The sequence below is a fragment of the Salinibacterium sp. CAN_S4 genome, assembly GCF_015752305.1.
GTDB lineage: Bacteria > Actinomycetota > Actinomycetes > Actinomycetales > Microbacteriaceae > Rhodoglobus.
This window is the reverse complement of the sequence record NZ_JADOVB010000005.1, coordinates 14,692-35,220: the sequence shown is the minus strand read 5'-3', so window position 1 is coordinate 35,220 and position 20,529 is coordinate 14,692. Positions and strand designations below refer to the sequence as shown.

The 20,529-nt window shown below is 65.6% G+C and carries 22 protein-coding genes; 7 read left to right on the top strand and 15 right to left on the bottom strand.

The genetic code is table 11. From position 1 onward, the window contains the following. Positions 1-68: 68 nt before the first annotated feature. Complete coding sequence (locus IWX81_RS12420; protein WP_334594110.1) at positions 69-461, top strand: winged helix-turn-helix transcriptional regulator; 393 nt, start codon at positions 69-71, stop codon at positions 459-461. 52 nt (positions 462-513) lie between these two features. On the opposite strand, the gene IWX81_RS12415 is transcribed toward IWX81_RS12420, so the two are convergent. Both IWX81_RS12415 and IWX81_RS12410 read right to left on the bottom strand, forming a co-directional pair. After that, complete coding sequence (locus IWX81_RS12415) at positions 514-1,350, bottom strand: alpha/beta fold hydrolase (protein WP_199281650.1); 837 nt, start codon at positions 1,348-1,350, stop codon at positions 514-516. 68 nt (positions 1,351-1,418) lie between these two features. Beyond that, a complete protein-coding gene (locus IWX81_RS12410; protein ID WP_199281649.1) occupies positions 1,419-1,790 on the bottom strand; it encodes a DUF1801 domain-containing protein in 372 nt (123 codons plus the stop codon). A gap of 53 nt (positions 1,791-1,843) precedes the next feature. Between IWX81_RS12410 and IWX81_RS12405 the strand changes: the two genes are divergently transcribed. Both IWX81_RS12405 and IWX81_RS12400 read left to right on the top strand, forming a co-directional pair. Then, on the top strand, positions 1,844-2,497 hold the full coding sequence (locus IWX81_RS12405) for a class I SAM-dependent methyltransferase (protein WP_199281648.1): 654 nt from the start codon (positions 1,844-1,846) through the stop codon (positions 2,495-2,497). A gap of 40 nt (positions 2,498-2,537) precedes the next feature. After that, positions 2,538-3,284 (top strand): SGNH/GDSL hydrolase family protein, encoded by a 747-nt coding sequence (locus IWX81_RS12400; RefSeq protein WP_199281647.1) that lies wholly within the window; start codon positions 2,538-2,540, stop codon positions 3,282-3,284. Between the two features lie 20 nt (positions 3,285-3,304). On the opposite strand, the gene IWX81_RS12395 is transcribed toward IWX81_RS12400, so the two are convergent. The 3 genes from IWX81_RS12395 to IWX81_RS12385 are packed head-to-tail and all read right to left on the bottom strand — an operon-like array spanning position 3,305 to position 5,856. Then, entirely contained in the window at positions 3,305-4,690 is a 1,386-nt protein-coding gene (locus tag IWX81_RS12395; RefSeq protein ID WP_199281646.1) for a sensor domain-containing protein, read from the bottom strand. After that, positions 4,687-5,502: an alpha/beta fold hydrolase gene (locus IWX81_RS12390; protein WP_334594106.1), complete on the bottom strand. Its 816-nt coding sequence runs from the start codon at positions 5,500-5,502 to the stop codon at positions 4,687-4,689. The genes IWX81_RS12395 and IWX81_RS12390 overlap by 4 nt, the downstream gene beginning before the upstream one ends. Positions 5,503-5,553: 51 nt before the next feature. Continuing rightward, positions 5,554-5,856: a DUF7882 family protein gene (locus IWX81_RS12385; protein WP_199281645.1), complete on the bottom strand. Its 303-nt coding sequence runs from the start codon at positions 5,854-5,856 to the stop codon at positions 5,554-5,556. Positions 5,857-6,007: 151 nt separating this feature from the next. On the opposite strand from IWX81_RS12385, the gene IWX81_RS12380 reads away from it, so the two are divergent. Next, the gene (locus IWX81_RS12380; protein WP_199281644.1) at positions 6,008-6,268 is read left to right on the top strand and encodes a hypothetical protein; all 261 of its coding nucleotides are present in this window, start codon (positions 6,008-6,010) and stop codon (positions 6,266-6,268) included. On the opposite strand, the gene IWX81_RS12375 is transcribed toward IWX81_RS12380, so the two are convergent. From IWX81_RS12375 to IWX81_RS12360, 4 genes are all read right to left on the bottom strand, one after another. After that, positions 6,265-7,125: a serine/threonine-protein kinase gene (locus IWX81_RS12375; protein ID WP_199281643.1), complete on the bottom strand. Its 861-nt coding sequence runs from the start codon at positions 7,123-7,125 to the stop codon at positions 6,265-6,267. The genes IWX81_RS12380 and IWX81_RS12375 overlap by 4 nt on opposite strands. Then, positions 7,122-7,901 carry an EAL domain-containing protein gene (locus IWX81_RS12370; RefSeq protein ID WP_199281642.1) on the bottom strand — a complete coding sequence of 260 codons (780 nt, stop codon included), beginning with the start codon at positions 7,899-7,901 and terminating at the stop codon, positions 7,122-7,124. The genes IWX81_RS12375 and IWX81_RS12370 overlap by 4 nt, the downstream gene beginning before the upstream one ends. A 207-nt stretch (positions 7,902-8,108) precedes the next feature. Further along, positions 8,109-8,855: a DUF429 domain-containing protein gene (locus IWX81_RS12365; RefSeq protein WP_199281641.1), complete on the bottom strand. Its 747-nt coding sequence runs from the start codon at positions 8,853-8,855 to the stop codon at positions 8,109-8,111. Continuing rightward, a complete protein-coding gene (locus tag IWX81_RS12360; RefSeq protein ID WP_199281640.1) occupies positions 8,852-9,397 on the bottom strand; it encodes a MarR family winged helix-turn-helix transcriptional regulator in 546 nt (181 codons plus the stop codon). The genes IWX81_RS12365 and IWX81_RS12360 overlap by 4 nt, the downstream gene beginning before the upstream one ends. Before the next feature lie 70 nt (positions 9,398-9,467). On the opposite strand from IWX81_RS12360, the gene IWX81_RS12355 reads away from it, so the two are divergent. Then, complete coding sequence (locus IWX81_RS12355) at positions 9,468-11,039, top strand: MFS transporter (protein ID WP_199281639.1); 1,572 nt, start codon at positions 9,468-9,470, stop codon at positions 11,037-11,039. A gap of 45 nt (positions 11,040-11,084) precedes the next feature. Further along, positions 11,085-11,681 carry a YdeI/OmpD-associated family protein gene (locus IWX81_RS12350; protein ID WP_199281638.1) on the top strand — a complete coding sequence of 199 codons (597 nt, stop codon included), beginning with the start codon at positions 11,085-11,087 and terminating at the stop codon, positions 11,679-11,681. 26 nt (positions 11,682-11,707) lie between these two features. Here IWX81_RS12350 and IWX81_RS12345 read toward each other — a convergent pair whose 3' ends face one another. The 4 genes from IWX81_RS12345 to IWX81_RS15005 form a co-directional block, all read right to left on the bottom strand. Next, positions 11,708-12,118 (bottom strand): arsenate reductase ArsC, encoded by a 411-nt coding sequence (locus IWX81_RS12345; RefSeq protein WP_199281637.1) that lies wholly within the window; start codon positions 12,116-12,118, stop codon positions 11,708-11,710. Positions 12,119-12,191: 73 nt separating this feature from the next. Continuing rightward, positions 12,192-13,088 (bottom strand): metalloregulator ArsR/SmtB family transcription factor, encoded by an 897-nt coding sequence (locus IWX81_RS12340; protein ID WP_199281636.1) that lies wholly within the window; start codon positions 13,086-13,088, stop codon positions 12,192-12,194. A gap of 10 nt (positions 13,089-13,098) precedes the next feature. Continuing rightward, entirely contained in the window at positions 13,099-14,892 is a 1,794-nt protein-coding gene (locus tag IWX81_RS12335; RefSeq protein WP_199281635.1) for a M16 family metallopeptidase, read from the bottom strand. 117 nt (positions 14,893-15,009) lie between these two features. Then, on the bottom strand, positions 15,010-15,441 hold the full coding sequence (locus IWX81_RS15005; protein WP_334594097.1) for a hypothetical protein: 432 nt from the start codon (positions 15,439-15,441) through the stop codon (positions 15,010-15,012). Positions 15,442-15,548: 107 nt separating this feature from the next. On the opposite strand from IWX81_RS15005, the gene IWX81_RS12325 reads away from it, so the two are divergent. Further along, positions 15,549-15,908 carry a bleomycin resistance protein gene (locus tag IWX81_RS12325; RefSeq protein WP_199281634.1) on the top strand — a complete coding sequence of 120 codons (360 nt, stop codon included), beginning with the start codon at positions 15,549-15,551 and terminating at the stop codon, positions 15,906-15,908. On the opposite strand, the gene IWX81_RS12320 is transcribed toward IWX81_RS12325, so the two are convergent. Further along, positions 15,889-18,741: an FAD-binding and (Fe-S)-binding domain-containing protein gene (locus tag IWX81_RS12320; protein ID WP_199281633.1), complete on the bottom strand. Its 2,853-nt coding sequence runs from the start codon at positions 18,739-18,741 to the stop codon at positions 15,889-15,891. The genes IWX81_RS12325 and IWX81_RS12320 overlap by 20 nt on opposite strands. Further along, positions 18,741-20,444 (bottom strand): L-lactate permease, encoded by a 1,704-nt coding sequence (locus tag IWX81_RS12315; RefSeq protein WP_199281871.1) that lies wholly within the window; start codon positions 20,442-20,444, stop codon positions 18,741-18,743. Before IWX81_RS12315 ends, IWX81_RS12320 begins: the two co-directional genes overlap by 1 nt. Positions 20,445-20,529 lie beyond the last annotated feature (85 nt).

The following is a 20,529-nucleotide window of genomic DNA, read 5'->3' as shown; positions in this document are numbered from 1 at the left end:
CTCCTTTTGATGGTGTGAGTACCCCGCTACGCTAAGTCCAATAGTCACTTTTGGGAAGTAGGCACTTTGTGGTAACCACCACGTCAACCGAGCGTGCGCTGCCAGAGCTCGATCCCTATCAGGAAGGATGCCCGAGCCGACGCGTGCTCGATCGCATCGGTGACCGGTGGACCGTGCTCATCGTCGGCACGCTCTCGACCGGCCCTCATCGCTTCTCGGAGATCCGCCGCAGCGTGCAGGGAATCTCGCAAAAGATGCTCACGCAGACTCTGCGTGGGCTGGAACGGGACGGACTCGTCACCCGGACCGTCTACGCGGAGGTCCCCCCGCGGGTGGAATACGAGCTGACCGAGGGAGGCCGTTCACTGTGTGCACCGCTAAAGGCACTCGAGGACTGGTCGATCGCGCACTTCGGTGAGCTCGCGACATCGTGGGACACCTACGACTCGATCGCCCGCTGACGCGACGACGGCGCCCGCCGGAGAACCGGAGGGCGCCGTCGATGATGGCTGGCTACTTGTCGAGGAATGCCAGCAGCGCCGAGTTGAACTCGCTGGCGTGGCTCACGTTGACGCCGTGCGGGCCGCCCGCCACCACGTGCAGATCGCTGCCCGCGATTGCGGCGTGGGTGCGTGCTCCCGAGCCCTCGAAGGGCACGATGCCGTCGGCATCGCCGTGGATGACGAGGGTCGGAACCGTGATCTTCGGAAGGTCGTCCCTGAAGTCCGTGGTGCCGAAGGCGGCCATAGCCTGGAGGGCTGCATTCTTGTCGGCCTGGTTCGCGAGGCGCACGGCATCCTGGCGCTGCGCTTCGGTCACCTTGAGTTCGCCATTCGCGGTGAAGAACTGGGTGGTGAAGCCGTCATAGAACGCGGCGGGGTCTGCTTCGAGCCCCTCCTTCATACCGTTGGCCATCTCCTCAGTGAGGGGTCCGTCAGGATTGTCGTCCTGCTTCGGCAGGAACGGGGGAACCGCTGAGGCGAAAACGACACTGTGCAGTCGCTCCTCACCGAAGCGACTGACGTAACGGGCTACCTCACCACCGCCCATCGAGAAGCCGACGAGGGTCGCATCCGAGACGTTGAGGGTTTCGAGGATGGCCTGAAGGTCGTCTGCGAACGTGTTGTAGTCGTATCCACCCTTCGGCTTGTCGCTGCGGCCGAAACCGCGACGGTCGTAGCTGATCACGCGGAAACCGGCGGCGGTCAGTGCGGGGATCTGCTCGCTCCAGGATTCGCCCGACAGGGGCCAGCCGTGGATGAGTACGACGACCCGGCCGGGGCCGCCGGTGTCATCAACGTGGAGGTTGACGTCGTGAAGAATTCCGTGGTGTGCGGTTATGTCGATCATGCCTCACGATAAGCAGGTCGAGAGTCACCCGGCCACCCGTTGCGCATTGCCGGGTGGTCGGTTACCGGCTACTTCTTCTGGCGTGCCTGAATGAGTTCGATGGCGGATCGGATCAGCGCCTGGAGCGCCTCGGGCGGCGTGCTGTCGCCCTCGAAGAAGTCGATGGCGCGCCGCTTGTTTCCCGCGAGTTCGGCGTTGAACAGATGGTCGGGATCGGCGAGCGCCGCGCCATCCATGAACGTCAGCTTCGCCTTGTTCTTGTGGATATTGCCGACGCAGATGATGCCGCCGAGCTCCCACACGGGTGACCCCATCCACTTCCAGGTCTCGACTATCGCGGGGTCAGTGGCGAGAATCGTCGCGCGCAGGTGAGCGAGCATGTCGCCTCTCCAGTCCGGAGCGCTCGCGATCAGGTTGTCGATCTCTTCACCGGGGGTCATGGCTCGAAGCGTACCGGTTTGCTCTCCCCTGCGCGGATGAGCAGAGTTGACCCATGAGCACAGACGACGCCGACCAGACGGCCGCCGAATACTGGCAGAACCGGTACCTGTCGAACGGCAGGTCGTGGAGTGGCAACGTCAATGCGGCACTCGAGCGGGAGATCGCGGGCGTCACCCCGGGCACGGCCCTCGACCTCGGCAGCGGCGAGGGCGGCGACGCCCTCTGGCTGGCCCACAATGGATGGACGGTCACGGCGGTCGATATCGCCCCCGCGGCGCTGGCCATCGGCGCGGCAGCACAGCAACCCGGCGACGATATCACCTGGGTGGCCGCCGACCTCGGCGAGTGGCATCCACCCGTCAGGTACGACCTCGTCACGGCGTGCTTCCTGCACTCGACAGTCGACCTCCCCCGCGAGTCGATCCTGCGCCGGGCCGCCGAAGCCGTCGCCCCCGGCGGAACGCTGCTGATCGTCGGCCACGCCGGTGTTCCGCACTGGGTCGATGCCGAAGCGGATGGCCACGACCATGCCGAAGAACTGCCCACCGCGGATGAGGTGCTCGACTCCCTCTTCGTCGACAACCCCCGACTCACACTGGCCGACTGGACGGTGCTGACGAAGGCCCTGGTGGCGCGACCGGTGACCGCCCCCGATGGCTCGACCGGTTCGATCGACGACACCGTGCTGACGCTGCGCCGGGCGTGACCACACCGGGTACAGATCAACCGTGCGCGATGATGGGCTGATGACCTATTCCAGCTACGTCGCCATCGGCGACAGCTTCACCGAAGGAGTCGGCGACGACCTGCCCGACGGCACGGTGCGGGGGTGGGCGGACCTGGTGGCGCGAGGGCTCGCGCTCGCGTCCACCGGCACTGTGACCTACGCGAACCTCGCCATTCGCGGGCGACTCCTCGACCCCATCGCGACCACGCAGATGGATGCCGCGATCGCGCTGAAGCCCGCCCTCATCAGCATCAACGGCGGAGGCAACGACATCATGCGACCGAGGGTCTCGATCGCCGCCGTTGCCGACCAGCTTCTCGCAGCAGTGGACTCAGCCACCGATGCCGGCATCCACGTGGTGCTCGCCAGCGGAGCCAACCCGACCCGTCACATCCCGCTCGGCGCATCGATCGAGAAGCGTGGAGACCTGCTCGCGCAGGCTGTGCGTGACAGGCTTCCGCGGGACGGCGTCACGTGGGTCGACAACTGGGCTGATGACGAACTCGCGCAGCTGCGGTACTGGTCGGTCGACAAGCTCCACCTCAACGGCGCGGGGCATGCGCGGGTCGCGGCAAACGTGCTCGCCGCGCTCGGGGTTCCCATCCTCTCGCCTGCGGGAGACGATGGCGACATCGCCCGCCCTCGCACGTCGGCGTACTGGCGGGCCTACGTGCTGCCGTGGATCGGGCGCCGGCTCACCGGCCGGTCATCGGGTGATAACCGCGAGCCGAAGAGCGCCACTCTGCAGCCCGTCATCACGGGCTGAGGAAAACTGACGTCACTCGACTACAGCGTCACCGCGGTGATCCGGCCGGCGCCGGCCGACTTGGAGGTATACATGGCTGCATCCGCCGCCCGCACGAGTGCATCGAGAGTCGGGAGAGGTTTACCCGGGAGAACTGTGGCGATGCCGACGCTCGCGGTGATGCACCCCACTCCCTCCACAACAGGGATCGGCTCGGCGATCGCTGCGACCACCCGCTCCGAGATGAGCAGTGCCGCACCGGTGTCAGCTTCCTCGCAGACGATCAGGAACTCGTCGCCACCGAACCGACCCACAATGTCGCCTTCGCGCACGACTCCATTGACCCGCGCCGCGACGACCTGCAGGACAGCATCACCGACGCGATGACCGAATCCATCGTTGATCTCCTTGAAACCATCGAGGTCGAGAAAGATGATCGACACCTCACGCCCCGCGCGTTCGGCGCGCGCCAGGGCGTGCGAAAGCCGTTCGCGCAACAGGTTTCGGTTGGCGAGACCCGTGAGTTGGTCGTGAAGCGCCATGTTCTCCAGCTCGGCCTGAAGTCGGAGTCGCTCGAGTACCTGTGACGCCTGGCGGGCTAAGGCCACATGCAGGTTCAGGGCAGGTCCGTCGAAGTCCCTCTCCCGCCCGAAGAGCAGCACGAGGCTTCCGAGTGCACCCTTCCCGCCGGTGAGCGGTGTCGCGGTGAGGGCTTCCATTCGCACGGACCGGAGGATCCCGGCCCCGGCAGCAGACGTCGCTTCCGCCTCGAGCAGACTGGCGACCGTGGTCACCTGTTCGACGGGTGGTTCGGCGAGGTCGGGCACGGCGCGCCACAGGTCGAGAAGCTCGAGCGCGCGCAGATTCCCCGCCACAACCCGCCTGATACCGGCACCATCCTGCAGAACTACCGCGCCGTCGGCGGCGATGAGAGCGTCTCGCGCGATCTCGAGCAGCGCCTCGGCCAGTGACTGCTCGGTCGATGCGGTGAAGAATGCGGTCGAGGCATCCTGAAGCACGCGAACCCTTGTCTCTGACAGTTCGGCTGCGCGTCGAGCCGCCAGCAGGTCTCGCTCGTAGTCCTGTCGCTGGGTCGAATCGAAGACGGCGATTCTCGTCGACTCGCCGACGACTGTGGCATTGACGAGGATCGGCAGCCCCGGCCGATCACCCCGGCTGAGCTCCAGTGCGACCTCCCGAATCTCTCCGCCGAGCCGCAGCACAGGCTGATACCGGGTCTCGTAGAACAGCTGGCTGCCACGGGTGAGAAGGTCGCGGAACATCACCCCGATGACCTGTTCACGTGATCGCCCGCTCCAGTCGAGGAACGTCTCGTTGACGACGACGACGACCCCGTCGGCATCGGTTGACAATTGTCCGCATGCCGCGAACTGATACAGGTCTTCGAACGATGTTTCGATCGTCACGACAGGAAGTCCCGGATCTCCTTCACGAGTTGATCGGGATCCGAGAGGTTCGGCATGTGGCCGCGCGAGGTCATGACGACCATCTCGCTTCCCCTGATGTGCTGGTGCACGTAAGTGCCGACCGGCAGCGGAGCCAGGATGTCGTCGGAGCTCTGCAGCACGAGGGTCGGGGTGGTCACCTTCGGGAGGTCGGCGCGATTGTCCGACATGAACGTCACTCGCGCGAAATGGCTGGCGATAGTCGGATCGACGCTGCAGAAGCTCGCGGTGAGCCTGTCCCCGACCTCCGGGCGATCCGCATTGCCGGCAATGGCCGGTGCCATCACCGCCGACCAGCCGAGGTAGTTCGAATCGAGGGAGTCGAGCAGGGCGTCGATGTCGTCCTCGGTGAATCCACCGGTATACCCGTCAGCGTCGACGTAACGCGGCGATGGGCCGACCAGGATCAGCGCGCCGAACAGCTCAGGTCGGCGAATCGAGGCGAGCACCCCGATCATGGAACTCACCGAATGCCCCACATACACAACGTCGTCGAGGCCCAGCTCGTCGATGATCTCGATGAGGTCATCCGCATACCCGTGCAGGGAGTCGTACTTGCCCCGGTCGTACGCGGAGAGATCCGATTCGCCGGCGCCGACCTGGTCGAAGGTGATCACCTGGTTCGTCCCGGTGAAGTGCGGAGCCACGTCCCGCCAGGCTTCGTGGCTGCACCCGAAACCGTGGGCGAACACCATCGGACGCGCAGCGACGACACCTGTCAGCTCCACGTTGTTTCTCGCGACGGCGCCTGCTGCCGGTGGCGACGTGGTCATGGCAACTCCGGAGAAATGATGTCTGGTTCGGTCGGGGCGATGCTGCTGGACCTAGCGCGAGGGCGTCGGTTCATCAGTCAGGATGAGGCCGGATGCCCTGCCGGCGCTGGCGATCATCAACTCCAGCCATTCGCGGTTGATCGTCACGTTGCGCGAACCGCTGTAGAAGAAGTGAATGGGAACGCCGTTGTCGATCCAGATGGCGTGGCGACCGCTTCCGCGATCGGCGGGCACCGGCCAGGTCAGGAAAAAATCTTCTTTGCGGCGCAACTTCGTGCTGATGACCACCTGGAGATGCGTCAGGATCCGATCGTCGAACTCGAATTCTTCCCCGCTGTAGTGCAGGATCCCCACGGCGATTCCCCCCTGTCGATGGCCCGGCAAAAAAGGAAGCCGTTCCCTTCGAACAATACAGCGTCACATCTGATCCCGTCGTCGGGGCTCCATCAACAAGCAATGGCGATAGCGTTAGTTCTTCATCCTCACTACGGCAGACGGGCTTTCGATGATCATTCACCGGCTTACTGTGGACGGCAAGGATTACTTCCTCCCGTCCCCGATCGACACGCTGAAAGCCAGCATCCTTGAGGCGATCAAAGCCGGTGGCGGGTATGTCACGGTGCCTCCGCTGCGGGGCGGCCCCGGGCTGGAGATCCTGTTCTCCCCGGGGATGCCTGTCGTGTGGGCTCAGATCGAGGTCGCGGATTCCGAGCAGGACACGTCCACACCGGTCGTCGACGCCGGGTTCGACGCCGAGGGCCTCTAGCGCACCTCGCGTCCGGGGGCGCGCAGGGCGGCCCTCAACGCCTCGATCAACTCTCCTGAGGTGGGCCGGGCATCCGGTTCGCGCTGGGTCATGGAGATGAGGATCGGCGAGAATCGGGAATCTATCCACAGTGGCACCTCGGGGTCCCGTGTGATGCGTGCCACCGCCGACGCCACGGGAGTGCCCGGAAATGCGATTTCCCGGGTGAAGCATTCGATGAGCACGAGACCGAGCGAATAGATGTCGGATGCCGGCCCGAATGTTTCGTTCAGCGCCTGCTCCGGGCTCACGTAAGCGATAGTGCCGAACAGTTCCTCGGACTCGTTCTTGCGCGACAGGGTATCGATGGAGATTCCGAAGTCGGTGAGGCGTGCCCGAGGCCGGGAGTGCGCGGTGCCGTAGTCGACGAGCATGATGTTCGAGGGAGTGATGTCCCTGTGGATCACGCCGCGATGATGGATGTACTCCAGAACCTCAGCGATCTCGAACCCGATCTCGCCGATCTCCCGCACCGTCAGCTGGCGGTCGACGATGGCCTGGCTCACCGTGATGCCGCGCACGAGCTCCATGACGATGAAGGGGCGAGGGTCGCTGGGGGTGGAATCGTCGATGCCCGCGTCGATCACGGCGACGACGCCGTGATGGCTGAGGCCGGCGAGCATCCTCAGCTCCTCCTGCTGCTTCCTGACGTCGGCGACAGACCCGGCGTTGAACAGCTTGATCGCCACATCCCGCCCGAGGATCTCGTCGCGACCCCGGTAAACCGACGACGATCCGCCGCGGGCCAGTATCCTCAGTGGCCGATATCGGCCCAGCAGCAGCGGGGCATCGCTGATCCGCTGGTTGTGGGGTGTCATGTCGACCGCGACGCGGAGACGAATTCGTCGAATTCGTCACCGGGCATTGCCCGTCCGGTGAGATATCCCTGCGCTCGGTCGCAACCCAGGGTCGTCATCGTTGCGAGCTGCCCGGGCGTCTCGATACCCTCGGCGACGACACGCAGGCCTTTGTCATGAGCGAAGGATATGACCGCGGCGAGCAGTGTGTGCGAATTTGCTGCGCGGTTCTGCACAAGGCTCTGGTCGATTTTGAGTTCGCTGGCCTGCAGCGCGAGCAACTGGTCGATAGACGATTGCCCACGCCCGAAGTCATCGATCGAGACCGTGACGCCCGCGAGGCGCAGAAGATCGAACCGCTCGCCCACGGCAACGATGTCGAGCACAGCTTCGCTCTCCGTGATCTCGATCGTGAGGTGGCGCGGATCCAGACCGTGCTGTGACGCGCAATAGAGCACGTCGGCGGCGAAGTCTTCATTGCGCAACTGGATGGCAGAAACGTTCACCGCAATGTCGATCGAGGCGCCGTGCCGGGCACGCTCCGCGCCGAAACCACAGGCCGTCGTCAACATGTGGTTGCCGATCGCGGAGATCGCACCGGCAGCTTCCGCAAGAGGAATAAAGACCTCGGGAGAGACCAGGCCGAGTTCCGGGTGGAACCATCGACTCAGCGCTTCGGCGCCCACCACTGCGCCGGTGAGGATGTCGACCTGCGGCTGGTAGAACGCCACGATCTCGCCGCGCACGGCAGCACCGGGCAGATCAGCGACCAGTTGTGATCGAACGTCGTCGTCCATCTCGCTCACGTTGTCGCAGCCGCACTGATAGCCATAGAGCGATGGTGTCTCTTCTGTCCGGTACGGACAACGGGGCTCGCGCCGCGGATCGGGTAGCTATAATCGCGAAACCAGCGTTGAGAGGCTCCGTACAGTGCGACGCGCCGTCGATATAGGGTGGAACTCTCGAAGTGTAGGACTCGTCGCGTCTTCGCGCAATGGGTCGGTTCAGGAGTCGATGAGCGTTCCGATCGGGAGCGAGGGCAGCGCCATCCATCCCTCCCGCGTCGCGCGCTCGCGAGACTGCTCGGGGATGCCCCAGGTGGTGCCCTGGGCTGATGCGCGCGAGATGAGGGCTGCCACCACCGCGTCGAACGCATCGTCGGATGTCGCCATGAGCCCGAGGTGATCGTCGCCGAGGTCGAGCCATGGTGCCGCGGCGCGGAGGTTCGCTGTGGCGGCGGCTCGGGCGGGCGGGTCGGTCTTGTAGCCATCGACCGCGACGCCCCAGAACCGCAGGGCAGCTGCCGGATACACCTCGGCGAACCGCCCCTCCCCGCTCCTGTCGACGATGACGTGGCCGTGGCGCTCGAAGGCTGCGAGCAACTCGGCGCAGTGCATTGCCGTGAGCCCGAGCCTGTCGGTCGAGACGCTCAGCGGCCAGCGCCCCACTTTCTCGCGCACGAAGCGGTCGGTGTCGCGGTAGGCGAGCCTGCGCCGCCAGTCGGCTCCGGCCAGCTCCCGTGGAGCGACCTCGCCGCGGGAGTGGGCGGCGACGAATTCGACGAACTCGTCAGGCCAGCCGAAGGCGCAATCGATTCCGACCTTGGCGGCGTCGACCGACAACTCGACGATCTCAGGATCGGTGACTCCGAGCTGCAGGTGCCTGACGGTTGCCGTCGACCCGACCCATTGGACGACGGCGATCGCTGTCTTCTTCGGCTCTGCCGCCAGGTCGACGCCCACGGTGATCACGGTCGAGGTCCGGCCCCCCTGGCCTGACGCTTGTCGTCAGGTGGTGCTGTGCCGAGGCGCGCTGCGTGCTCGCGCAGTCGTTCACTGGCCACGCGCAGATAGCGCTGGATGATCTCCTGCTCCCCCGCGCTGAACTCGTGTGACAGGTCATCCAGGTCCACGAAGAGGGGCCCGAGTTCCCCCAGGATCCGGCCGACCGCGTGGTGCTGTGCAACCAACTGGACGCGGCGTCGATCGCTGCTCTCACGGGTGCGGACGATGTGTCCCGACCGTTCCAGGCGGTCCGCGAGTTCGGTCGCCGAACCTGTACTGATGCGCAGTCGCTGCCCGAGCTCTGCGGGGCCGAGGTGCGCGCCATCCTGATCCATGATGTGACCCATGGCTTCGTAGTCGAGAGGGCGAAGGCCCAGTTTCTCTGCGAGAGCGTGCTCGAGTTGGGCGGACGCCCGGTTGAGGGATCGAAGAGACCACGACAATTCCTCGGCAGACATCCGATCCCGCTCGACCCGTTCTGCCCGAACGTCACCGTCGCTGTCTGTCATGCCACAATCATAGTTGACAACTAGCTCCGTTGCCGAGAGACTCGGTAAACCAACTATCTAGGAGCGATCGATGATGACGAACCCCCGCAACCACCCAAGTCCGCTGTCCCCCGCGCAGCTTCGAGCCCTGCTCATCGTGCTCTGCGCCGCGCTCGCGCTCGTCGTGGCGGGAAACTCCGCGCTCGCGATCGCGCTGCCGAACATCGCCGAAGACCTGGGCGCCGACCAGTCGGAACTGACCTGGATCATCGACGCCTACGCCCTCACCTTCGCGGCCCTTCTGCTGACCGCCGGGCTCGCCGCCGACCGGATCGGGCGCCGAACCATCCTCGTAATCGGGCTCGTCATCTTCGGCGTGGCCTGTGTCGCCTCGGCGTTCTCCCCCGATCCGAACTGGTTCATCGGCCTGCGGGCGATGGCCGGAATCGGCGCGGCCGCGGTCTTTCCCGTGACCCTCTCCGCGCTGGTCGACGCCTACCCGGAGGAGCGTCGCACCTTCGCGATCGGCGTCTGGTCCGGCGTCAGTTCAGCCGGCGCCGTGGTCGGCACGATCATCGCCGGCGCGCTGCTCGAGGCGTGGTGGTGGGGAAGCGTGCAGCTGTTGTTCGGCGGTGTGGCGCTGGCGATCGTCATCCCCGTGGTGCTGCTCGTCGCGCAGAACCGGAATCCATCGCTCTCCCTCGATCCGCTGGCGGCGATCTGGTCGATCGTCGCCCTGGGCGGGCTGGTTTTCGGGGTCGTCGAGGGCCCGCAGCGGGGATGGCTGGATCCGGTCACGCTTCTCTCGCTGGCTATCGGCGCTGCCGGGTTCGTCGGTTTCGTCGTCCACCAGCTGCGGGCGAAAGCGCCGTCGCTCGACGTGCGGTTGTTCGCGAATCCGGGGCTCGCCGCGGGTTCGGTCATCGTCACCGTGCAATTCTTCGCGTCCCTCGGCTTCTTCGTACTCTCGCCGCAGTATCTCCAGATCGTGCTCGGCTACACGCCGCTCGGTACCGCCCTGGCACTGCTGGTGGTGCCCGTCGGTGTGGGGCTCGGCATCGGCGCCTCTGCCGCCCTGAGCGCGAGACTCGGAGCCAGAGTTCCCGGATCGCTCGGCCTGCTGCTCATGGGCGCCGGATTCGGGGTCTTTGCGGCGGGGCTCTCCGGCGGTCTCGATCCGTCACTCTGGGTGCTCGGCGGTGGCGTCTTCGTGTTCGGCATCGGATTCGGCATGGGTATCACCCCCGGCACGCAGCTCATCATCGACGGCCTCCCCGTGGAGCGGCGATCGATCGCGAGCGCCGTGAACGACATCACCCGCGAGGTCGGCGGGGTGCTGGGGATCGCGGTGCTGTCGAGCATCCTGGTCAGCTTTTACCGGGCCGACGTCAAGCCCGCCCTCGAGGGGCTGCCAGACCAGGTGCGCGAGGTCGTGGACGCGGGAGCAGGAGCCGCCGTCGGAATCGCCGAGTCGTTCGGACCGCAGGGCGCCACCCTCGCCGACGCCGCGCGCGAGGCATTCGCCGTGGGACTCGGCGCCGCGATGTGGGTCGGCGCGGTCATCCTCGCCGTCGCCGCTGTCATCACGTTCATCGTCGCTCCCGGTAAGCCCGCGGCCGCACGAACCGAGTCGTCCACCGAGGAGCAGGAGATCCCCGCGTGACCAGAAGCATCCTCTCGGCCCAGCTTGACGAGGGCTGACGCGACGATGGCAGACCCTTCAGTGGCACCACGAATTCACTGCGAGACCCAGGCACAGTGGCGCGAGTGGCTGCAGGCCAACCACGCGGAGGCCGAAGCAGCCTGGCTCGTGTCGTGGAAGAAGGCGACGGGCAAACCTGCGCTCAGCTACGACGAGTCGGTGCTCGAAGCCCTCGCCGTCGGGTGGGTCGACAGCAAACCCCAGCGCCTCGACGACGAGCGCACCATGCTCTACTTCACGCCCCGCACGCCGAAGAGCGCCTGGTCGCGCCCGAACAAGCTGCGCATCGAGACCCTGCGGCGGGGGGGTCTGATGAGCACGGCGGGTGAGGATGCCGTCAGCCAGGCCATCCGGAATGGAGCATGGTCGCTGCTCGACGACGTCGAGAACCTTCTCGTTCCGGACGACCTGGTCGACGCTTTCGGCCGACATGCAGGCTCCCGCGGGCACTGGGACGACTTCCCGCCGTCAGCTCGACGCGGGATCCTGGAGTGGATCGTGCAGGATAAACGGCCCGCGACCCGCGCGAGGCGAATAGAGGAGACGGCCCGACTCGCGGCGCTGGACCAGCGGGCAGCCCAGTGGAGCGGTCGCACAGCCTGAGGGCGGTGTTAGCCAGTCAGCGGTGCTCAGACGGTGGTGGGGAGCAGCTCCGCCAACAGGGCCTCGACGCGTGCCTTGATGTCGTCACGGATCGGACGCACCTCGTCGATCGACTTGCCCTTCGGGTCGATCAGCTCCCAGTCTTCGTAGCGCTTACCGGGGAAGATCGGGCATACGTCGCCGCAACCCATGGTGATGACGACCTCGGAGTCTTTGACCTGCTCGGTCGTCATCAGCTGGGGAACCGCCTGCGAGATGTCGATGCCCTCCTCGGCCATCGCCGCGATCGCCATCGGGTTGATCTGGTCGCCGGGCTCAGACCCGCCGGAGCGCACCTCCACGGCGCCGCCCGACAGCGTGCGCATGTACCCGGCAGCCATCTGCGAGCGACCAGCGTTGTGGATGCAGACGAACAGGACGGTGGGCTTCTCAGACATGGGGTTCCTTCTCTCAGCGACACTCAAAGCATAGACCGCGATCTATGTATTGTGTCCCTGGCGGCTCGAGAGTTCAGGCAGCGTTCACCTCGAGCGACTCCAGCAGCGCGCGGACTCGCGCTTCGATGTCGTCCCGGATGCCGCGGACCGTGCCGAGCGGCTCCCCCGCGGGATCGGCGATCTCCCAGTCGAGGTACTGCCGGCCGGGGTAGATGGGGCACGCATCCCCGCACCCCATGGTGATGACGACATCGGCGGCCCGCACCACCTCATCCGTCAGCGGCTTCGGGAACTCGCCACCGATCGACACCCCGATCTCGTCCAGTGCGCTGATCACGACCGAGCGCACCGCGCTGGCGGGCTCGGATCCGGCGGTGCGCACCCGCACGGCGTCCCCGGCCAGGTGCCGGAGAATCGCGGCGGCCATCTGGGAGCGGCCCGCGTTCTGCACGCAGACGAAGAGGATCTCGGGCACGTGGCCGCCTGTGGAGGACTGGCTGCGGGCGAGGGCAGTGAGCCGGTCGGCGGCGAAACTGGAGGCGAGCGAGGGGCGGTGGCGGGTGGCATCCTTCGACAGGATGGCGTAGCTCTCGCGCACGTACCGCTCGACAGTCTCGGGGCCGAAGACACCGGCGAACCGCGCGGAGAGGTCTGCGGAGATCCGCTCGAGCACGCCGTCAGGCACCGTTGTGGCACTGGCTTCGCCGAGCACCTCCGAGATGCGGTCGGCCTGATCCGACGCGATCGAATACCAGGCCCGGCGACCGTCGGGGGTGCGGGTGACGAGGCCCTCCTCGCTGAGCAGCCTGAGGTGATGGCTCACCGTGGGCTGGCGCAATTCGATCTCGGTCGCGAGCTCGCCCACCGAGCGCCTGCCCTCGGGGCTCTGCATGATGAGTCGAAGGATGCGCGCGCGGGTCGGATCCGCGAGCAGCTTCAGTTGCGCCGGCAGCCCAGCATCGGAACTCATAGACCCGAGTCTATGGATGGCGCGCGACGCTCGGCTGTGGTCGTCTGCTTCGCGTCCACTTGAGCCGATGAACCCATTGTTGAAGCAGGGCGACGGTCCCGCCCAGAAACAGGGCTCCTATCGCCCACAGGCTCGACGCCGACGAAGCAGAAACGGGAATGCCGTTTCCGTCGATCTCTCCGATGACAAGGGTTCTGGTGAGCGCGCTGGCGAAGAGCAACGCAGCGAACACACCGGTAGAAATTGCGGCGGCTACAGCCCAGCCACCCAGGCCCGGAGTCGAGGCAGCCACTGCCTGAGGCGAAGGCGGCTGCGGGATCACATCGGTCGCACGTGCCGGGAGGCGCACGACGACGCCGGGCGGTACCGATGCGTCGAACCGCGCCACTTCCTTCTCGCCGAAGTGAAGCAGCACAGTGGGTTCGATCGTAATCGTTGTTCCGTCACCGCCCATGATGAGACGCCCTCCGTCACCCCACTGCATCACCAGAACGCAGTCGCTCAAAAGCACGGTAAAGGATTCGTCGCCCGCTATTACAGAAACGCCTTCAGCACTGATGACGAGCCGCTCGCTGCCGATCGCACGGAAGTAAGCGAGGCCGTACACCGGCTCGTCTCTCTGGCTCCCCACGACATTCAGGCCGGTAACTCCCTCTGGTTCCGACGGAATCTGCCAGATTGCGTCGTCCCAGAACGTCCGCGCGACGGCAGCCAGGTCGTCCTCGGTCACGGTGTTGCGCTCGGCAGACTCGTCACCCAGTTGCCAGGGCTCGCCTCCGAGGAGGAATCCGACCGCGGCCGACCCCAGCATCGATTCAGGTGTCTCCACGGCCTGCCGCGAGGCCTCGTCGATCTGCTCACGAGCGTCCGCGACATCCGCCGGATCCAATTGTCCGTCCCGAAGCGCCGAGAGGGCACCGGCCAGGGCACCGACCATATCCCCAGCCTTCTCTGGGGCAGCGTCGGCGAACACGAAGATCCGGGCAAAATCGGCGTCGAGCGGCTCGTAGTTCGCCCCGACCATATACGAGTAGCCTCGCTCCACTCGCAGTTGCCGGAACAGCGACTTGCTCAGCACCTCGGTGAAGAGCACCGCTGCAGTCGAACGAGGTACCACGGCATCGACGAGGGCGATGCCGTCAGCGCCCTCGAACCAGGCAGGTCGGTTCTCGAGAAGAGTCGGCGAAGTGACGTGTATCTGTCGTTCGCCTTGAGGAAGCCGCAGATCCAAACCTTCCGGGATGTCGTCAGTCGTGATGTAGGCGACGGCGTTCCCGCGAACGAACCAGCGGCGCGCCCATGTGACAACGTCCTCGGCTGTCGCAAACTCGGCGCCGAACTCCCGGTAGGTGCGACGCGCGACGCCCTGTGCGCCAAATCGAAATCTCATCAAAATGTCGTCCATGGGGTTGAGTCGACCCTGAGCCTCTACCGCCAGAATGGATCGTTCGGCCTCAAGTCTCTCGACGGGCAGGTCTCGCAGCCCCGCGCACACGTGATTCAGAAACGCGACTACCTGACGCTCACTACCGGAGACGACGAACTGCGTGATCGTGGCGCCCGTCATTCCGTTGCGGTGATCTGACGGACCTACCTGACCGTGGAGCGCGAGATGCTCGATGAGGTGGGTAAGGCCACGCTGGGGAAGCGGTTCGTCAGCTGTTCCGACCCGGAAACAGAGTGCACCGCGAACTGGTCCCGGCGCACCGACATGCACCACGGGCACTCCATCGACACGCTCTACCCGGAGGCTGTCACCAAGGGTGGCAAACCAGTCAAGCTCTTCGTCGCGTGCCATCGTCACGTGCGCCCCATCCGACCCGTGCCACGTGATCCGGGGCACGCCGATGCTAGCAAGCGAGAAGTCCTCGCGATAGCCACTTCTAGTGGGGGTAGCGCGGGAAGTTTCTTGGCTGATCCGCTACTTCTGGGTCACCTTGTAGACCTTGCCGCGAGCGTCATACGTGGTCCAGGTGCCGACTACCTCGCCCAGCACGAAATGCCCGGACCGCTTGAGGGTGCCGTCGATGCGGTACCACTCCCAATAGCCGTCGGGCTGGCCGTCGACCATCTTGCCCTTCGACCATCGCGTCACGCCATTGGCGTGGTACTTGATCACGAAGCCGTCGACCAGGTCGGACTTCTTGGGCTTGACGCCCTGCGGAGCCTTCAGGCACAGCCCGCTCCGGTCCAGGGACTGCTTCAGCACGGCGATCGCCTTCGGCCCGACCCCGTGCAGCTCGGCGAGCTCCTGTTCGGAGATCGTGCCCAGGTCGTCAAGCTGCACAATTCCGACCGCTGCGAGCGCTCTGGTGGCCGGGCGACCGATCGCGGGGGGGAGAGTCTGGCTCATGCAGCAATTCTCGCGCAGCGGGTGGCGCGGCTCAAGATGTCACCCATCGGTGCGTTTCGTTCTCGGGTGGACAAAACTAAGACATACACGATGTGAAGGGTAAATCCATGATCGACCGAACCGTGCCAAACCTGCCCTCGCGCGACTTCAATGCCACCGAGGCGTTCTACGGCGCGCTGGGATTCGAACCCGCCTACCGCGACGACAGCTGGATGATCCTGACCGCCGGGGACCTTGAACTCGAGTTCTTCCCCCGCCCGGACCTTGACCCGTCGACCAGTTCGTTCATGTGCAGCATCCGTATCGCAGACCTCGATAGCCTGTATGCGCTCATCCTGAACTCGGGCGTACCGGTTGTCGGCGAAGGAAGACCCCGACTCTCTCCCCCGCGCTCCCAGCCCTGGGGCCACCGCGTCGCCCACCTCATCGATCCGGATGGCACCCAGCTCAACTTGATCGAACAGTAGCGTCAGGGCGGGATACCTCCTCCAGCAATTCGAGAACGTGTCGGTACTCCGCGCCGGTTGCCCGGGTGAGGCCGAGTTCGCAGGTGCGATTGCAGGAGACGAATGCCGACGCCTCCATCGCCTTCACCTCCGCGGCCTGAGTGCGGGTGGCCGATTCGGTGAGCTCCGGATGCAGCATGCCGCGGTCACCCGCGAAGCCGCAGCATCCCCAATCGTCTGGTACCCGGACCTTCTCCGCGACGCCACCGGCAACGTCTCGCAGAGAGTCGTTAATGCCCATCCGGGTAGACGAGCAGGTGGGGTGCAGCGCGAGTGAGTCGATCTTGCGATAGTCAGGGAGTGACGGCAGGATGCGCTCGGCCGCGAACTCGACGGCGTCGACGACCCGCAGGCGCGGGCTGCCCTGGTCACCTTCGATGGTCTGCCGCAGGCCTTCGGTGCACGACGAGGCGTCGCAGATGATGGCGAGCTCGCCATTGCGGGTCACCGTGCGCAGTGCCGCGAGGGTCTTCTCGCGCATGGTGGCCTCTCCGGCCGCCATGCCCTTCGACGACCACGGAGTTCCGCAGCAGAGGCCGTCAATCTCGGGTGGCACCACGAGAGTGATTCCGGCCCGGTCGCACAATTGCTCGAAGCTGAACTGCACCCCCGGCGTTCCGGAGGTGGCCGGCCCGAACATGGTCTGCACGCAGGCGGGGAAATATACGGCTTCGGGTGCCAAAGACGGAGCGGGACGAGCTCGGGAACGACCGCCGCCGGGAAGCTCGCTCGAGTACAGCGGCACGGTGTCGGTGCCGAGCGCCATCCGTCCCAGCCTGTTGGGTACTGAGATCACAGGTGCGGGAATTCTGCGCACCACGGTGAGGGCGAGCCCGGCGCCGCGCGTGACCGCACCCCAATTCTTCGCGGCAGTGTTCCAGACCCCGTTAACCAGGGCTCCTCCCTCGTCTCGCCGGAGCTGCTTCATCATGGTGCCTGTGTTGATGTTGACCGGGCACGCGGTCTGGCACATCCCGTCGACCGCACAGGTTTCCACGGCTTCATAGTCATAGTCCTTCTCGAGCTCCGCGGACAGGGCCAGGTCACCGTCCAGACGAGCCTGCTCGGTGTCGCGCAGCACGACGATGCGCTGGCGCGGCGTGAGTGTGATGTTCCGGCTGGGGCACACCGGTTCGCAGTAGCCGCACGAGACACAGCGGTCGACGATCTCGTCGACCGGCGGCACCAGTTTGATGTCACGGAGGTGCACCTCGGGGTCGTCGTTGATCAGCACTCCAGGGTTGAGCATCCCCGAGGGGTCGAACAGCGACTTCAGCTGCCGCATCACGTCGTAGAGCTCGTCCCCATACTGGCGCCGCACGTAGGGCGCCATCACCCGGCCGGTGCCGTGCTCGGCCTTGAGCGAACCACCCTCGCCCAGCACCAGGTCGACCATGTCCTCCGTAAAGGCGCTGTAGCGATCCAGTTCGCTTCTGCCGGTGAAGCCGTCGGTGAGCATGAAGTGGATGTTGCCGTCTTTGGCGTGCCCGAAGATCACGCTGTTGCGGTAGCTGTACTTATCGAACAACGAGATCAACGCGACACAGGTGCGCCCGAGGGCATCCACCGGCACGACGACGTCTTCGAGCAGGGCGGTGGTACCCGCGGGGCGGGCGCCAGCGACGGAGGCGTAGAGCCCTTTCCGCAAGTGCCATAGCTGGGCGCGGGTGGCGGCGTTCGCGCTGAACTCGACCGGGGCGCTGAGCCCAAGCCTCGGCATGATGCCGAGTGCCGCACGCTGCAACTCCCCGAGCCGTTCGGGGTTGTCGGCCTGATACTCCACCAGGAGGGCGGCGTGGTCGGCCACCGTCAGATCGCGAACGACCGGGGGGACATCGTCGAGGCCCTGCCCGACCTTGAGCGAGAGGGCATCCATCAGTTCGAGGGTCGCCGCACCGGTGGCCACCAGGGCCGGGAGGGCGGCGTTCGCCGCTTGAAGGCCGGGAAAGACCAGCAGGCCGGTGACGGTATGGGTGGGGCGGGGAACGGTGCGAAAGACCGCCTCCGCCACGAACCCCAGGGTGCCTTCACTGCCCACAATCAGATGGGCGAGAATGTCTGCGGGCGAGTCGTAGTCCAGCAGTGAATTTAGGCCGTAGCCCATGGTGTTCTTCATCGAGAACTGATGGCGCACGGTGGCAACGGATGCTGGATTACCCCGCACTCGGCGGGTCAGGCGCACCAGGCCCTCGTGCAGTTCCGGCTCGAGCGCGCGCAGTCGGGCGTCGGCATCCGTCTCCCCGGTGTTGACAACCGTGCCGCTGGGCAGAACCACCGTCACTGATTCCAGGGTCTGGTAGGCATTGTCGACGGTGCCACACGCCATGCCTGAGGAGTTGTTGGCCACCACCCCGCCGATGGTGCAGGCGGACTCACTGGCGGGGTCGGGGCCGAACTTTCTGTCGTAGGGGGCGAGACGGGCGTTCAGGGCGCGCACCGTCACCCCCGGCTGAACACGAACTCGGGCGCCATTGTCGAGCACCTCGATGTCGGTGAAATTGCGTCGCACGTCGACGAGCACGCCGTCGGTGAGCGACTGCCCGCTCAGACTGGTCCCACCGGAGCGGAACACGAGCGGCACTCCCTGGCGCTTGCTGGCGCGCAGCAGGCGCCCGACCTCGTCGGCATCGCCGGCCACGACGACGGCGCTGGGCACCATCAGAAAATGCGAGGCGTCATGGGCGATGGCGTGCCGGTCGATGGCGCGGGTCTTCACCCGCGACGGATCGGCAACCGCTGCCCGCAGAGCCTCAAGAGTGTCGGCCGAGAGGTCGGGCGCGCTGGCGCGAGCCATTAGGGAACCATCCAGCCGAGCACCGGGGTGGACTGGAGCACGACAAGGATGGTGATCAGCGCGAGCAGACCCAGGCTCCAGCCGACAAGCTTGCGGAAGAGGGTGCTTTCGGCGCCCTCCATTCCGACCGCGGCCGCAGCGACCGCCAGGTTCTGCAGCGAAAGCATCTTTCCCAGAACGCCCGCCGAGGAGTTGGTGGCAGCCATCAGCACTGGCGAGAGACCCGTGGAGTTGGCGGCGGTGACCTGCAACTGCCCGAAGAGCGCATTGGAGGAGGTGTCTGACCCGGTGAGAGCGACGCCGATCCAGCCGATGAGGGGAGAAATGACGGCGAAGAATGCACCGGTAGAGGCAAGGAACGCGCCGAGGGAGGCGGTCTGGCCGGAGAGGTTCATCACGAAGGAGAGGGCCAGTACAGCGGTGACGGTGACGATAGTCAGCCGCAACTGCACGAGGGTTTCCCAATAGATCTTGATGCCATCGCGGATCGAGACCTTATAGAGGGCCATCGTGATCAGGCCGGAAAAGAAGAGAAGGGTTCCCGTGGCCTTGAGGTGATCAAGCTTGAACATGGTGGCGGGCACCGGGTCGCCTACCGCATCGACCAGGTCGAGCCCGGGCCAGGGGAAGGTGACACTGCCGACCATGCCCAGCCAGACCTTGACAGCCGGGATCTGGGCGATCGAGAAGATGACCATGATGATCAGGTAGGGCGCCATGGCTTTCCAGACGTGGCCCGCTGGCGGGCGCTTGTAGATTGTCGGGTCGGGCCTGGTCACGGTGGTGGTGCTGCGCGCGGCGACGGCAGGCGCGCCTTGGTCACGGCGGGTCTGGGAGTCGGCACCGGCGGCCACGATCGCGTCGATGTCGTCCACTGACCCGATCTGTTCAGCCGGCTTCCAGAAGCGCAACATGACGAGCACGGCGATCACGGTCGCGACCGCGGCCACCACATCCGTCAGTTCGACGGCGAAGAAGTTGGAGGTCACGAACTGGGCCATGCCGAAGACGAGCCCGGCGACGATGGCGACCGGCCATGTCTGCTTCAGGCCGCGCCTGCCGTCGACGATAAAAACGAGAATCAGCGGAACCAGCACCGCCACGAAAGGCGTCTGGCGCCCGGCCATGGAGGCCAGCTCCTGGATCGGCAGGCCGGTGACGCCGTTGAGGGCGATGATCGGTGCAGCCATCGCTCCGAAGGCAACCGGGGCGGTGTTGGCAAGCAGGGAGACCATCGCGGCCTTGAGCGGCTTCATCCCAGCGGCCATCAGCATCGCGGCGGAAATGGCGACCGGTGCGCCGAAGCCGGCCAGCGACTCCAGCAGCGCCCCGAAGCAGAACGCGATCAGGATGGCGAGTATCCGCAGATCATTGGAGATCGAGCGGATGGTGCGGCCGAGCGCTTCGAACCATGGAGTTGCCACCGTGAGCTTGTAGATCCACAGTGCGTTGACCAGGATCCACAGAATCGGGAAGAGGCCGTAAAAGGCACCGGCGGCCGTGGCGCTCAGCACCTGGTTCACGGGCATTTGCCAACCGACCACCGACAGTACGACGGACAGCAGCAGGCTGGCCAGGGCGGCCTTGTATGCCTTCATTCGGAACACACCGAGCAGAACGAAGAGGAGAAGCAGGGGGAGGGCCGCGCAAATGGCCGACAACACGAGGGATCCGAAGATGGGATCGAGGATTTGTTGAAAGATGAGGTCTCCACTCTGAGGTCCTGGCCACACCGATGTGACGTTACCCCGATTGTCTTACAAGTATGCTAGTAAGTCAATACAATGT

Coding starts and splice junctions, on each gene's coding strand:
- IWX81_RS12415 (WP_199281650.1), bottom strand. CDS start 1,350: ATGATCGACATAACCGCACACCACGGAATTCTTCACGACGTCAACCTC.
- IWX81_RS12410 (WP_199281649.1), bottom strand. CDS start 1,790: ATGACCCCCGGTGAAGAGATCGACAACCTGATCGCGAGCGCTCCGGAC.
- IWX81_RS12405 (WP_199281648.1), top strand. CDS start 1,844: ATGAGCACAGACGACGCCGACCAGACGGCCGCCGAATACTGGCAGAAC.
- IWX81_RS12400 (WP_199281647.1), top strand. CDS start 2,538: ATGACCTATTCCAGCTACGTCGCCATCGGCGACAGCTTCACCGAAGGA.
- IWX81_RS12390 (WP_334594106.1), bottom strand. CDS start 5,502: ATGACCACGTCGCCACCGGCAGCAGGCGCCGTCGCGAGAAACAACGTG.
- IWX81_RS12380 (WP_199281644.1), top strand. CDS start 6,008: ATGATCATTCACCGGCTTACTGTGGACGGCAAGGATTACTTCCTCCCG.
- IWX81_RS12375 (WP_199281643.1), bottom strand. CDS start 7,125: ATGACACCCCACAACCAGCGGATCAGCGATGCCCCGCTGCTGCTGGGC.
- IWX81_RS12370 (WP_199281642.1), bottom strand. CDS start 7,901: ATGGACGACGACGTTCGATCACAACTGGTCGCTGATCTGCCCGGTGCT.
- IWX81_RS12360 (WP_199281640.1), bottom strand. CDS start 9,397: ATGACAGACAGCGACGGTGACGTTCGGGCAGAACGGGTCGAGCGGGAT.
- IWX81_RS12355 (WP_199281639.1), top strand. CDS start 9,468: ATGATGACGAACCCCCGCAACCACCCAAGTCCGCTGTCCCCCGCGCAG.
- IWX81_RS12350 (WP_199281638.1), top strand. CDS start 11,085: ATGGCAGACCCTTCAGTGGCACCACGAATTCACTGCGAGACCCAGGCA.
- IWX81_RS12345 (WP_199281637.1), bottom strand. CDS start 12,118: ATGTCTGAGAAGCCCACCGTCCTGTTCGTCTGCATCCACAACGCTGGT.
- IWX81_RS12340 (WP_199281636.1), bottom strand. CDS start 13,088: ATGAGTTCCGATGCTGGGCTGCCGGCGCAACTGAAGCTGCTCGCGGAT.
- IWX81_RS15005 (WP_334594097.1), bottom strand. CDS start 15,441: ATGAGCCAGACTCTCCCCCCCGCGATCGGTCGCCCGGCCACCAGAGCG.
- IWX81_RS12325 (WP_199281634.1), top strand. CDS start 15,549: ATGATCGACCGAACCGTGCCAAACCTGCCCTCGCGCGACTTCAATGCC.
- IWX81_RS12320 (WP_199281633.1), bottom strand. CDS start 18,741: ATGGCTCGCGCCAGCGCGCCCGACCTCTCGGCCGACACTCTTGAGGCT.